The 12,269-nt window shown below is 63.8% G+C and carries 13 protein-coding genes; 5 read left to right on the top strand and 8 right to left on the bottom strand.

Features of this window, described 5'->3' with window-relative positions; translation table 11 throughout:
* Position 1 precedes the first annotated feature (1 nt).
* The 3 genes from FHS64_RS00850 (at position 2) to FHS64_RS00840 (ending at position 3,649) form a co-directional block, all read left to right on the top strand.
* Complete coding sequence (locus FHS64_RS00850) at positions 2-1,276, top strand: M16 family metallopeptidase (RefSeq protein ID WP_243862739.1); 1,275 nt, start codon at positions 2-4, stop codon at positions 1,274-1,276.
* 47 nt (positions 1,277-1,323) lie between these two features.
* Complete coding sequence (locus FHS64_RS00845; RefSeq protein ID WP_167174289.1) at positions 1,324-1,932, top strand: GNAT family N-acetyltransferase; 609 nt, start codon at positions 1,324-1,326, stop codon at positions 1,930-1,932.
* 82 nt (positions 1,933-2,014) lie between these two features.
* Positions 2,015-3,649, top strand: a complete 1,635-nt coding sequence (locus FHS64_RS00840; protein ID WP_167174286.1) for a putative bifunctional diguanylate cyclase/phosphodiesterase — start codon at positions 2,015-2,017, stop codon at positions 3,647-3,649.
* A gap of 12 nt (positions 3,650-3,661) precedes the next feature.
* Here FHS64_RS00840 and FHS64_RS00835 read toward each other — a convergent pair whose 3' ends face one another.
* Entirely contained in the window at positions 3,662-4,255 is a 594-nt protein-coding gene (locus FHS64_RS00835) for a YqgE/AlgH family protein (protein WP_167174283.1), read from the bottom strand.
* A gap of 174 nt (positions 4,256-4,429) precedes the next feature.
* On the opposite strand from FHS64_RS00835, the gene FHS64_RS00830 reads away from it, so the two are divergent.
* The gene (locus FHS64_RS00830; protein ID WP_167174280.1) at positions 4,430-4,918 is read left to right on the top strand and encodes a peroxiredoxin; all 489 of its coding nucleotides are present in this window, start codon (positions 4,430-4,432) and stop codon (positions 4,916-4,918) included.
* Between the two features lie 74 nt (positions 4,919-4,992).
* Here FHS64_RS00830 and FHS64_RS00825 read toward each other — a convergent pair whose 3' ends face one another.
* The 5 genes from FHS64_RS00825 to FHS64_RS00805 form a co-directional block, all read right to left on the bottom strand.
* Positions 4,993-6,867 carry a response regulator gene (locus FHS64_RS00825; protein WP_167174277.1) on the bottom strand — a complete coding sequence of 625 codons (1,875 nt, stop codon included), beginning with the start codon at positions 6,865-6,867 and terminating at the stop codon, positions 4,993-4,995.
* Positions 6,868-7,005: 138 nt separating this feature from the next.
* Positions 7,006-8,043, bottom strand: a complete 1,038-nt coding sequence (locus FHS64_RS00820; RefSeq protein ID WP_167174273.1) for a quinone-dependent dihydroorotate dehydrogenase — start codon at positions 8,041-8,043, stop codon at positions 7,006-7,008.
* Between the two features lie 8 nt (positions 8,044-8,051).
* Positions 8,052-8,390 (bottom strand): DUF952 domain-containing protein, encoded by a 339-nt coding sequence (locus FHS64_RS00815; protein ID WP_167174271.1) that lies wholly within the window; start codon positions 8,388-8,390, stop codon positions 8,052-8,054.
* 29 nt (positions 8,391-8,419) lie between these two features.
* Complete coding sequence (locus tag FHS64_RS00810; protein ID WP_167174268.1) at positions 8,420-8,917, bottom strand: SixA phosphatase family protein; 498 nt, start codon at positions 8,915-8,917, stop codon at positions 8,420-8,422.
* On the bottom strand, positions 8,905-9,720 hold the full coding sequence (locus FHS64_RS00805; RefSeq protein WP_167174266.1) for a methyltransferase domain-containing protein: 816 nt from the start codon (positions 9,718-9,720) through the stop codon (positions 8,905-8,907). The genes FHS64_RS00810 and FHS64_RS00805 overlap by 13 nt, the downstream gene beginning before the upstream one ends.
* Positions 9,721-9,767: 47 nt before the next feature.
* Between FHS64_RS00805 and gloB the strand changes: the two genes are divergently transcribed.
* Complete coding sequence (gene gloB, locus FHS64_RS00800; RefSeq protein WP_167174263.1) at positions 9,768-10,496, top strand: hydroxyacylglutathione hydrolase; 729 nt, start codon at positions 9,768-9,770, stop codon at positions 10,494-10,496.
* Between the two features lie 17 nt (positions 10,497-10,513).
* Here the strand turns inward: gloB and FHS64_RS00795 are convergent, their stop codons facing one another.
* Positions 10,514-11,356 (bottom strand): DUF4908 domain-containing protein, encoded by an 843-nt coding sequence (locus FHS64_RS00795; RefSeq protein WP_243862654.1) that lies wholly within the window; start codon positions 11,354-11,356, stop codon positions 10,514-10,516.
* A gap of 88 nt (positions 11,357-11,444) precedes the next feature.
* The gene (gene phbB, locus FHS64_RS00790) at positions 11,445-12,170 is read right to left on the bottom strand and encodes an acetoacetyl-CoA reductase (protein WP_167174260.1); all 726 of its coding nucleotides are present in this window, start codon (positions 12,168-12,170) and stop codon (positions 11,445-11,447) included.
* Positions 12,171-12,269: the final 99 nt, after the last annotated feature.

Below are 12,269 nucleotides of genomic sequence, written 5' to 3'. Positions count from 1 at the left end.
CCTGACTGTTCGCCTGCACACGCTATCCAACGGCGTAAGACTGATCTGCGACCCGCTGGACGGTCGTCGCACCTTTGCCCTGAATGTTGCCGTCGCAGGCGGAGCGCGCTTGGAAAGCGAGGCCCAGTCGGGCTGGTCGCACTTCCTGGAGCATCTGGTGTTCAAGGGCGCGGGCGATATGGGCGCACGCGAGATTGTCGAGCGGATCGAGGCGACAGGTGGCTCGATCAATGCCGCCACCGGCTATGAGCGCACCAGTTTCGATGTGCGCGGTGTGGACGGGGCGCTGGGCCTGTCGATGCAGGTGCTGTCCGATCTGGTCCTGCGTCCGACGCTGGATCCGGTCGAGATCGAGCGCGAAAAAGATGTGGTGGCGCAGGAAATCGCCGAAGCTTTCGATACGCCCGACGACCATGTTTTCGAAATGGCGCAGGCCACGGCCTTTTTCGACCAGTCGCTGGGGCGGCCTATTCTGGGTTCGGTCGAGAGCCTGAAGCCGGTCACGCGCGAGATGATTTCTCAATGGCGGGCGGCACTCTATTCGCCGGACCGCATGGTGGTGTCGATCTCTGGCGGTGTGGACGAGGACGAGTTCCTGAAACTGGCCGAGCAATGGTTCGGCTCTGCCGTGGCCAGTCCCGCGCCCGAAGTGGTGCCTGCCGAGTTTATCGGCGGCGAGGCCCGCATGGCCCGCAAGATCGAACAGGCCAATCTGGTGTTCCAGATGGTCGGGCCCGATGCGAAATCGGCGGACATGCCGGTGGCGCGTCTGTTTACCGAGATACTGGGCGGGGGCATGGCATCGCGCCTGTTCCAGTCGGCCCGCGAGGAACGCGGTCTGGCCTATGCCATCGACGCCTATATGGAACCGTATGACGATATCGGTCTGATCGGCATCTATGCGGGGGCTGCCGCCGAGCGTTCGCAGGAACTGGCGCAGGTCTGTGCCGAACAGGTGGTGGAACTGGCCACAGGCGGTCCGACCGAGGCCGAACTGCAACGGGCCAAGGCGGTGATGGCCGCAGGGCTATGGATGGCCGATGAAAGCGCGGCCAACCGCTCGGCCCGCCATGCCACGCAGGCGCTAGTTTACGGGGCCCCCGTGGCGTCGGAAACCCTGGTTGATTCGCTGGAGGCGGTAACCGCCGCCGATATGCTGCGTTTCGGCAAAGAGCTGCTGGAAGACGGTCGCACGGCCTCGGCTGTTCTGGGGCCGAAATCGGCGATCAAGGCGGCAAAAGCCTTTGCATCCACAATCAAGTCGCACTCAAGTTGAGACTGCGCCCTTTCGCGACAGCGGCATAAGGGCGTAAATGGGTGCCGATGGCCCTGTTTGACTGGAAATCGGGAAATAGCGGGCCGGTCCTGCATGGACCGGGTGTGATCCTGCGTGCCCCGCGTGCGCTGGATTACCACCCGTGGGCAGACCTGCGCGAGGCATCGCGCGACTATCTGCAACCGTGGGAGCCGGCATGGGGCGAGGATGATCTGAGCCGTGCCGCCTTCAAGCGCCGCCTGTCCATCTATGACCGCGAAATGGAACTGGGCACCGCCTATCCCTTTTTTGTCATCGACGAGGCGACGGGTGCCCTGACCGGCGCGATCACCCTGTCCAATATCCGTCGCGGCGTGGCCGAGACAGGGACGCTGGGCTACTGGATCGGTCGTCCCTATGCAGGCGAGGGGCGCGGAACGGCGGCGGTAGAGACCCTGCTGGACTTTGCGTTCGACAACCTGATGTTGCATCGCGTCGAGGCGGCGTGTGTGCCACACAACCATGCATCGAAACGGGTTCTGGAAAAGGCGGGCTTCCGTCACGAAGGAACGGCCAAGGCTTATTTGAAAATTAACGGGGTGTGGGCAGACCATCTGTTGTTTGCCGTTCTGGAGTCCGACCTTGGGGGGCGGGGTCTGCCGGAGAGCACCCTGTGAGGCCATTTTGACCAACCGCACCCGATCGCTGACCGGATCCATATCCGGTTCAGGCACCCGATCTGCACGATGGGACCCGACGATGGCGCTGGAAGCTCTGGCTGCCGCGGATACGGCGCTATGGGCGTGGACACCCTCGCAGGACAGCATCACCTTTAGCGGGGCCACCCCGTCTCTGGGACTGGGACCGGTCGCGCCGGAATGTTCGGCCTCGACCTTTGTGGCCATGACCTTGCCGCAGGACAGGGCACTGGCCGAGCGTTTCCTGAAGCCGCGCGAGGAGGGGGCCGAGATTTCGGTACGCCTGCGTATGCGCGGCGGCGATATGTGCCTGTGGCGCGGTGTGTGGCTGGAGGACGGGCTGAGGGCGGCAGGTATTGTGACGCTGGAGCGGCACATGACCACATCGTCCCGTTGCAGCCTGACCCAGCTTCTGGACCGTCACAGTTTTCTGGGCCGCGTGACCGAAATTCTGAAAGTGCCGGGCGATTACGAAATGGTGGTCGCCGATCTGGACCGCCTGAAACGCCTGAACGAGGCGCTGGGGCCGGAACGGGCCGACCTTTTGTTATCGACACTGGGCTCGCGGCTGTCGGCGGCCTTCCCCGTAGAGGCGGCACCGGCGCGGGTGGGCGAGGACGAGTTTGCCGTGTTTGTGGCCCGCGACCGTCTGGCGGGCAATGCCACAGCCGAGCGGGTGCGCGAGGCGCTGGAACTGCCGCTCTCGGTGGCGGGCTATGACATCTATCCGACCGTGGCCATTGGCGCGGTGACCGCCGAGGGCGGGCAGGATGCGGCGGCGGCAGGCGAGTTGCTGCGTCGGGCATCTCTGGCGCTGGAACGGGCCAAGGCGGCAGGGCGCGGCGGGGCAGCGGCCTATGGTCGTGCGCTGGAAAATGACAGCCTGTCGCGGCTGGCGCTGGAAAGCGAGCTGCGTAACGCCTTCAGCCGTGGCGAGATCGAACCCTTCTTCCAGCCGATTGTGAACCTCTCGACGGGGGCGGTGGCCGGTTTCGAGGCCTTGGCGCGCTGGCGTCACCCTGTGCGCGGACTGGTGGCACCGGACGAGTTCCTGTCACTGGCGCAGGAAATGGGCCTGATGGGCGAGCTGGGTCTGGTGATGATGCGCCAGGCCGCACGCCAACTGGCCGAATGGCTGGCACGCCATCCGTCGGCAGGGGCCCTGTTCTGCAGCGTGAACCTGTCGGTGGGCGAGATCGAACGCCCGCATCTGGTGGACGATGTTTCCGAAATCATCGCCACGACCGGCCTGCCCAAGGGGGCGCTCAAGCTGGAAGTGACCGAGAGCGACATCATGCGCGATCCGGCCAAGGCCGCCGATATTCTGGCCTCGCTGCGCGAGGTCGGGGCGTCGCTGGCTCTGGACGATTTCGGCACCGGCTTCTCGTCGCTGTCCTATCTGGCGCGACTGCCGTTCGATACGCTCAAGATCGACCGTTATTTCGTTCTGACGATGGACAAGGACGAGGGCTCGGCCAAGATCGTGCGCTCGATTGTGAATCTGGGGCGCGACCTGTCACTGGAAGTGGTGGCCGAGGGCGTGGAGAATGCCGGTCTGGCCTATCTGCTGGTCAAGGACGGCTGCCACTATGGTCAGGGCTTTGGCTATGCACCGGCGCTACCGGCGCAGGAGGCCGAGGTCTATCTCAATGAATCGCTGGCCGACGGGGCCGCGCCGATCAAGGCCAGAAGCTGAATTAATCAACGATCAGGCGTTGCCGCCGTGCGATGACAGATTGGCGGCGTCCACGCCCAGCAGGGCAAGGGCGCGGCTCCATTTACCGGCATAGTCTTCGTCAAAGATCAGATCGGCATCGGCATCGAGTGTCAGCCAGACATTCTCGCTGAGTTCTTCTTCGAGCTGGCCCTCGTCCCATCCGGCATAGCCCAGCACCAGTGCCGAGCGAGCCGGGCCGGTGATCTCGCCCATAGCGGACAGGGCATCGCGGGTGCCGGTAACGGCCATGCCGCCATGGATTCTCAAGCTGGTCTCGTCGCTGAACCAGTCATCGGTGTGCAGCACAAAGCCGCGTTCCGGCTCGACCGGCCCGCCCAGCAGCACCGGACGGCCCGTGGCCCCGTGATGGTTCACGTTCAGCGCCTCAAGCACATAGGCCAGATCGACACCGGGGGCCGGAAGATCGAGGCGCAGGCCCATGGCATGATCGCCTTCATGGGTGCAGACCAGAATGACGGCATACTCGAAACGTTCGTCATCAATGCCCGGCATGGCGACCAGAATACGCCCTGCCAGAGAGGGCCATTCGGTTGCATGCAGGTCGGAGGTGGGGGCCGCGCTCATAGTTTGTATAGTCGGGTGCGTATGCGCCGTGCGCAAGGGGCGAAGCCTTCACAGAATAAACAAAGCTATGCGCGGGTTTTTCGGGGGTGCGGACTTGGCGCGGGTGGGGACTGCACTATGTTCAGGGCGAACCGTTATCCGGATGTGCCGGCTGCGGTGTCTGGAGGAAACCCCATGACCATCAAGACCGGCGAGCGCCTGCCCGAGGCCAACCTGACCCAAATGACGGCCGAAGGGCCGCGTCCGGTGTCGACGCAGGACTTCTTCAAGGGCCGTACCGTGGCCCTGTTTGCTGTTCCGGGTGCCTTTACCCCGACCTGCTCGGCGCGCCATCTGCCGGGCTATAAAGACAACCTGTCGGCCCTGACCGACAAGGGCGTGGATGCCGTGGCCTGTGTGTCGGTGAACGACGCCTTTGTTATGGGCGCATGGGCCGAGGCCAATGGCCTGAACGGCAATGACGACATCGTCATGCTGGCCGACGGCAATGGTGCCTTCACCAAGTCGCTGGGTCTGGAGCTGGACGCTTCGGGCTTTGGCATGGGTGTGCGCTCGCAGCGCTATTCCATGCTGGTCAAGGACGGCGTGGTCGAGAAGCTGAATGTCGAGCAAGGCGGCGAGTTCAAGGTTTCGGCCGCCGAGTTCCTGATCGAACAGCTGTAAACACAGCCCTTCGCGGATGTGAAAAGAGCGCCCTGTTCGGGGCGCTCTTTTTGTTTGTGCCGCGTATTTTTGGCTCAGGCGGCGTTTTGGGTGCCGCTTGCGGTCATTGCCTGTTGTTCCAGCGTGGACTGCAGGACGGCAATCAGGCTGGCCGGTGTCAGGGGCTTGGCCAGATAGGCGGTCATGCCCGCCGCCGCACAGGCCAGTTGGTCCTCGGGCGCATTGTCGGCGGTGACGGCAATGACGGGGGTTGTCGCATTGGGACCGCCGCTCTTGCGCAGGCGGCGCGTCGTCTCGCGGCCGTCCAGTTCGGGCATACGCACATCCATAAAGATGACGTCAAAGGCCGAATGGTCGGCAATCTCCAGCGCCGAGCGTCCGTCGGTGGCCATGGAGATATCGCAGTCAAAGCCTTGCAGGATCAACTGGATCGCACGGCGGTTGATCTCGTGGTCGTCCACGATGAGAATCCGCAACGGGGCCTCGTCGATCTCTTCGCTATCTGTGGCATCGGAGACAGAGGCCTCGGGGGCAGGGATAAAGGCGGTGGCCTGTTCGGCAACCGTGGCGGGGACAGAGGCCGACAGATCGTCAAACCCGGTATCGGCGGGGGCGATCACCGCCGGAATATAGGGCTGGTTCAGCGCCGCAGGGACGTTGCCGATGGCGCTGGCCTCGGCAGGGTAAAGGGTCAGGGCCACGGTAAAGATGCTGCCCTTGTCCAACTGGCTGCGGGTGGTCAGGCGACCGTCCATCAGGCGCACGAGGTCACGACAGATCGACAGACCCAGACCCGAGCCGCCATGCTGGGTCACAATATCGTTCGAGGTCTGCTCGAACGGGGTAAACAGACGGGCGATCTGGCTGTCCAGCATACCGCGTCCGGTGTCCTCGATTTCCAGAGTCAGGGCGTGGTTGTCGGCATCGTCCACCCACGAACGGCAGCGCAGGGTGATGGCGCCTGTGGAGGTGAATTTCAGCGCATTGGACATCAGGTTGTTTAGCACCTGACGCAGCCGCACCTCGTCCCCCAACAGGGCGACGGGCAGGTCGTTTGGAATATCCAGATGCAGTTTAAGACCCTTGGCGCGGATCGGGTCCTGCCACAGGCGGGCGGTCTGGGCGATCATGCGGCGCAGGTCAAACGCCTGTTCGTTCAGGGTCAGGCGACCGGCATCGATGCGCGCCTGATCCAGCAGGTCGTTGAGCAGGCTGTTCATCATCCGGCCCGCATCACCGATCATGGCCAGCTCTTCGCGGGCCTGCGGCAGGGTCTTGTCCCGAAGCGTGTCGGCGCCGGTCATGATGGCGGTGATCGGGGTGCGCAGATCATGGGCAATGGTGGACAGGAAGGCCGTGCGTGCGGCGACAGCGGCCTCGGCCTCGGCACGTTTGCTTTCGGCCAGTGCATAGGCGATGCGCTGGTTGCGGTCGGACGTGTACAGGCGCTGGGCCGCCCCCAGACAGATGCCCAGAAACACCAGACAGGCCATGGTAATGGCCACGATCTCGTTGGTCGCCGCCCCTGTCTGTTGCAGCATCAGCGGCGTGGCTAGGATGGCCAGAGCCGTGGGGATGGTGGTGATGATCGTGATGCGTAGCGATCCGGCACCGTTGATGATCGACTGGACCATGCCTGCGCCCAGATAGATGCAGGCGCACAGACCGCCATAAATGCCCGCTACAAACCACAGCGGCATGACGATCCACGCAAAGGTGAGGACCGAGGTGAACAGGATGGCGTCGTACAGAAAACCTTGCAGACCGCGCGGGCCATATTCGTCAGTGGCGCTGGAAACGCGGACCACGATCCGCTCCAGCCCGATGATGAACATGTAGCAGCAGACCCAGGCCAGAATGGTGGTGACGCCGATAATCGGGGCCATGACCACAGCCGAAGCCACTGCCGCGGCAATGCGGTGCGTCACCGTTCTGTGGCGTGCAGCCATCGCTGTCGCCCAGCCAGTCGCGTGCGCTTGCGCTGATTGCACGGCCTCGGCCATTGATTTCCCCACGCGCGTTGACGTTTTTTACCACCTTGGGTGGCATTATGAACGCGATTATGTGCGGCGAGCCCTAATGGACTGTCAACGGAACGTCGATATTGCGTCGTTCAGCGTGTTAAAACCGTCCGCACGCAGACGAGCCAGCAGGTCACGCTTGATATCCGCGACCAGACGCGGGCCTTTGAAGACAAGGGCCGAATAGACCTGAATGGCGGATGCGCCCATGCGGATACGCTCATAGGCCTCGGCACCGCTATCGATACCGCCGACGGCGATCAGGGGCAGACGGCCTTGCGAGGCCTCGGCAGCCGCTTGCAGGGCGCGGCGGGCAAAGGGTTTGACCGGCGCACCCGACAGACCACCCGTCTCGCCCTTGAAGGCCGATTTCAGATGGGCGGGGCGTTCCAGCGTGGTGTTGGAAACGATCAGGGCGTCGATCTTGTGGGCCAGAGACGCCTCGACAATCATGCCGATCTCTTCGCCGACCAGATCGGGGGCGATCTTCAGGAAGACCGGCGCACCATCCGACGGGCGGGCGGCATTGATGCGGCCCAGCAGGTCATCCAGCGCCTCGCGGCCTTGCAGGGCGCGAAGGCCCGGTGTGTTGGGCGAGGAGATGTTGATGGTGAAATAATCGGCCAGACCCGCCAGACGCTGTAGGCCCGCCACATAGTCGGCGGCCTTGTCCTCGGTATCCTTGTTGGCTCCCAGATTGGCCCCGATCGGCACCGTGCGCGGGCGATCCTTCAGGCGGGCGGCAAACGGCTCCAGACCGTCATTATTGAAGCCCATGCGGTTGATGACGGCTTCGTCTTCGCTGAGGCGGAACAGGCGCGGCTTGGGATTGCCGGACTGGGCCTTGGGCGTCACCGAGCCACATTCCACAGCGCCAAAACCCATGCGGGCCAGACCGTGCAAGGCCTCGCCATTCTTGTCGAGGCCCGCCGCCAGACCGACCGGATTGGGGAAGGTCAGGCCCGCAATGGTGACGCTCAGCGCCGGATCATCGGCCTTGGGCGCGGGCAGGGGCAGGAGGCGCGCGGCATGGATGGCTGCGCGGTGGGCCGTCTCCGGATCAAGCTGGCGGAAAAGGGCGGTGCCGAGATTGGTCAGGGACATGGAATGGCTCAGGAAAGGATCATGGTGCCGTCAATCGTGACGGACATCGGGGTGGTTTTGACAACAGCCGAGGCAGGCAGAGGGCCATAGATGTGCGGGAACAATGCGCCACCGCGTGATGGCTCCCACTGGAGGGTCTCGCCCAGAGGGGCCAGCAATACCTCGACCAACATCAGGTCGTTCAGGCCCGCATAGTGTTTGGCGGCGGTCTGTTCCAGTTGGTCTTTGGTGGACATGTGGATATAGCCGTCGGCCAGATCGACGGCGGAACCGTCATAGCGGCCCTCGGCCACGGTGCGGCGCCAGTCGGCGGCGGACAGGATTTTATAGGCCACGTCGGGGTGCATGGTCCGGTCCTTGGACAGCGAAACAGAAATCAGAGGGCCGACGGCGTCAGCCAGCCCTCGAAGGACGGACGACCGGCGGCATCGACGCTGAAGATGGCGCAGCTGGCCGTCGGGAAACCGCCCGAGAATTTTTCGAGCACGGACACCGAGGCGGCGCTTTCGACCAGATAGTCCACGGCCAGTTGGTGAATGCCCGGATTATGGGCCAGCACCAGTACGCAACCGCCCGTATCCTCGTTGATCTCGACCTCGGTGCGCAGGGTGCGGGCATCGGCATCATAGAGATGCTCGATAATCTGCGTCTCGACAGGGCCGAAAGTGTCCCTGACCTGCTGCCATGTCTGCTGGGTGCGGGTGGCTTCGGAAACCAGAGCCAGATCGGGCTTGAAGCCTCGTGCGGCCAGTGCGCGGCCCATGGCGGCGGCTTCGGCGCGTCCGCGTGCGGACAAGGGGCGATCAATATCGCCGCCGCCTTGTGGGGCGCGGGCCTCGGCCTCTGCGTGGCGCATAAGGATCAGTCGGTGCATGACTGGCCCACATAGAGGGGTTTGCCGCTTTGGGCCAGATCGCTTGTCGTCGCAGGGACGCTAAGGGCGGGGCCTTGGGCCGAAGAAGCGCGTGTCGAGGCCGGATTGAGCGCGGGCACGGGGGCGATGACGCTGCGGGCACCGCGCAGCTTGGGGCGGGCATAGGTCAGGCGACCGGCCTCCATCAGCAGCAGGCCTGCCGTACCGGGAAATAACAGGCGACCGACCTGCTCGATACCGTCCGAGAAGGGCAGCATGGCCCGCCACGGCGGCACATAGAGGGCTTGCGACCACGCCCTTGGCTCAAGGCCGGAACTGCGGATCAGGCCCTCCATCTGGCGGCGCGAGAAGGGACGGCCATGGCCAAAGGGGGTGGCTTCGTTACGCGCCCACAGCCCGCCGCGTGCCGCCGAGACGATAATCAGACGGCCCGAGGGCGACAAAAGACGGCTGGCCTCGTTGAGCAGGGCCTGCGGATCGTCGGCTTCTTCGAGCGCGTGCACCAGCAGGATGCGGTCAAACAGGCCCGCCGCAAAGGGCAGGGCGCGATCATCGACCAGAACGGTACGGTTGCGGTTTGCTGTGACCCAAGGCTCGGCCCCCTGACCGCCCGGCATGGCGGCAATCACACGCCGCGCGCCGCTAAAGCACCCCAGCCACGGCGTGGCATAGCCCAGCCCCAGAACATCGCAATTGTCGGCTGTGCCCCACGCATCGGCCAGTTGAGCGGCCAGTATGCGTCGCACCAGAGCCCCCTTGGGGTCTCCGTAAAATGATCGAAGCTCGTCGATACTGCGCCGCATGACAGGCACTATAGGATGATGCGGGGTGTATCGGCTAGGATGTCTGTATGACCCTAGAAATCCGTCAATTCCCGTGCCTGAACGACAACTATGGCTATCTGGTCCTCGATCAGGACAGCCGGCAGGTGGCTGCGATCGATACGCCCGACGCCGATGCCATTCTGGCCGAGCTGGACAAGGCGGGCTGGGACCATCTGGATCTGGTGCTGAACACGCACTGGCACCCCGACCATACGGGCGGCAATGAAAAGCTGAAGGCCGAGACGGGGTGCAAGATTATCGGTCCCGAAGAGGTGAGGCGCGCCGCGCCGCTGGATCAGGTGATAACCGACGGTAGCCGTATCTGGTTGGGCGAAACGGCTTTTGATGTGGTGGCGGTACCCGGTCATACGCTGGGCCATGTGGCGTTTCACGCGGTGGCGGATCGGGTGGCCTTTGTGGGCGATGTGATCTTTGCGCTGGGCTGCGGGCGTCTGTTTGAAGGCACGCCCGAACAGATGTGGGACAGCCTGTCACGCATTGCGCAATGGGATGACGAGACGGTGCTGTATTGCGCCCACGAATACACGGCCTCGAACGCCCGCTTTGCACTGTCATTGTCGGAAGATGCGGCCCTTAAGGCCCATTGCGACGAGATTTTTGCCAAGCGCGAGCGGGGCGAGTGGACGGTGCCGACGACCGTGGGGGTCGAAAAACGCTTTAACCCGTTCCTGACGGCGGGAAATGCGAAGACCTTTGCCGAGCGCCGCGCGGGCAAGGACAGCTTTGCGGGCTAGGGCAGGGCTGTGTGGCCCTAGTCCTCGGGGATAATGGCGCGGATGATACGGGCCGAGGACGGACGACCGGCCACACCGCGCGACGGGTCCACCACCACGCGCAGCTCGCCACGCTGATAGGTCACAGCCGAGCGGTTGCCTTCGATAATCGTGATGACGCGCAGGCGCTCAAGGAAGGGCTTGGCGCTGGGCGAGCGGGCGATGCGGATCACCGTGTCGGTGGCCACGATCAGGGCCTCGACGCACAGGGCCTCGGATTCATCGCCATAGACATTGATCTGGACCAGACGGCCCACAGCATCGCTGATGAGGCCCGAACGGCGGGTCATCAGGTTGAACAACTGGACCGGACCCAGAGCTTGGGGCTCGAGGCTGGGGACGGGGCCGCTTTCGGTGGATACCGGCGAGCCGCCCGGACTGCGCGAGGAATACAGGGTGATGCCGCCGCTGGCATTCACGCGCAAAACCTGTTCGCCCGCATCATTGCGATAGATGGTGTCGCCGCGCGGGGCCGAGGACGGGCGCAGCACCCATGTCTCGTTCGAGCGGTCAAAGCGCAGCAGGACCTGCGATCCCGACTGGTCCAGCACAAAGCCCTGTCCGGTAGCGGCACTATAGCGGCCAATACGCGGCGTGGTGCGGGTGACCGATTGCGAGCGGATCTGGCGGCTATACTCGACCTGCGCGTTGCCGCGCTCCTGTCCGGTCAGGACCTGTGCCGATGCTGCCGATGCGCCCATCAGTGCGACGCAGAGGGTCAGGGTCGTCAGGCCAACCGTGCCGATACCCAAGCTGGCGAAACCGTGACCTGCAGAGCGCACACCTATGGCGCCCGATGTACCCACATCGGTTACAGGCAAGGGCGGTTTCTCCACCATTGGCAGGGCCACGCAATTCATAACTTCACTCGTCCGATGAAGGCGCGGCGGATTTTAGGCAGAGTCGGGGTCACCCTACGAGGTATTGTCCGCCATTGAGCGAGAGTGTGCAGCCTGTGACATATCCGGCACGCTCTCCCGACAGCCAGGCCACCATATCCGCGATCTCCTCGCCCTTGCCCAGACGACCGACGGGAATCTGGCCGACGATGTTTTCCAGCACCTTGGGGTCCATGGCATCGACCATTTCGGTGTCGATATAGCCCGGCGCGATACAGTTGACCGTCACACCCTTGCGGGCATTTTCCAGCGCCAGCGCCTTGGTAAAGCCGATCATGCCGGCCTTGGCGGCGGAATAGTTGGTCTGGCCGATCTGGCCCTTCTGGCCGTTGATCGAGGAGATGTTGACGATCCGGCCCCAGCCACGGTCGCGCATGCCGTTAATGACCTGACGGGTCATGTTGAACACAGAGTCCATGTTCACGCGGATGACGTCGGACCACTGGTCGGGGTTCATCTTGTGGAAGAAGCCGTCGCGGGTAATGCCCGCATTATTGACCAGTACATCGACAGGACCAAAGCGGGCCTCGACCTCGGCCACGGCGCGGGCGCAGTCATCAAACGAGCCGACATTGCCTTTGACGACCATAACGCCCAGTTCTTCGGCGGTCTTGCGGGCGGCGTCCTCGTTGCCGGAATAACCGGCGGCAACATTGAAGCCGTCTTCCTTGAGGCGCTGGACAATGGCCTTGCCAATGCCGCGGGTGCCTCCGGTAACCAAAGCGGTGCGCGTCATAACTGCCTCCCCGAATACGCATCGTCGCAAAGAAACGGACGACGCTGTTTCCTCAAGGCTTAACGCCTGAGGCCGGAAGGACAAGCGCCAGAAAGCCAC

Source organism: Brevundimonas terrae (genome assembly GCF_011761985.1).
GTDB lineage: Bacteria > Pseudomonadota > Alphaproteobacteria > Caulobacterales > Caulobacteraceae > Brevundimonas > Brevundimonas terrae.
The sequence above is the reverse complement of the archived record's forward strand: the minus strand, read 5'-3'. Positions and strand labels throughout refer to the sequence as shown.

Excerpts from the sequence above, each read along its gene's own strand:
- FHS64_RS00815 (WP_167174271.1), bottom strand. The coding sequence starts at position 8,390 with ATGCACCCCGACGTGGCCTATAAAATCCTGTCCGCCGCCGACTGGCGC.
- phbB (WP_167174260.1), bottom strand. The coding sequence starts at position 12,170 with ATGACGCGCACCGCTTTGGTTACCGGAGGCACCCGCGGCATTGGCAAG.
- FHS64_RS00835 (WP_167174283.1), bottom strand. The coding sequence starts at position 4,255 with ATGAGCGCGGCCCCCACCTCCGACCTGCATGCAACCGAATGGCCCTCT.
- FHS64_RS00845 (WP_167174289.1), top strand. The coding sequence starts at position 1,324 with ATGGCCCTGTTTGACTGGAAATCGGGAAATAGCGGGCCGGTCCTGCAT.
- FHS64_RS00830 (WP_167174280.1), top strand. The coding sequence starts at position 4,430 with ATGACCATCAAGACCGGCGAGCGCCTGCCCGAGGCCAACCTGACCCAA.
- FHS64_RS00820 (WP_167174273.1), bottom strand. The coding sequence starts at position 8,043 with ATGTCCCTGACCAATCTCGGCACCGCCCTTTTCCGCCAGCTTGATCCG.
- FHS64_RS00810 (WP_167174268.1), bottom strand. The coding sequence starts at position 8,917 with ATGCACCGACTGATCCTTATGCGCCACGCAGAGGCCGAGGCCCGCGCC.
- FHS64_RS00825 (WP_167174277.1), bottom strand. The coding sequence starts at position 6,867 with ATGGCTGCACGCCACAGAACGGTGACGCACCGCATTGCCGCGGCAGTG.
- gloB (WP_167174263.1), top strand. The coding sequence starts at position 9,768 with ATGACCCTAGAAATCCGTCAATTCCCGTGCCTGAACGACAACTATGGC.
- FHS64_RS00805 (WP_167174266.1), bottom strand. The coding sequence starts at position 9,720 with ATGCGGCGCAGTATCGACGAGCTTCGATCATTTTACGGAGACCCCAAG.
- FHS64_RS00840 (WP_167174286.1), top strand. The coding sequence starts at position 2,015 with ATGGCGCTGGAAGCTCTGGCTGCCGCGGATACGGCGCTATGGGCGTGG.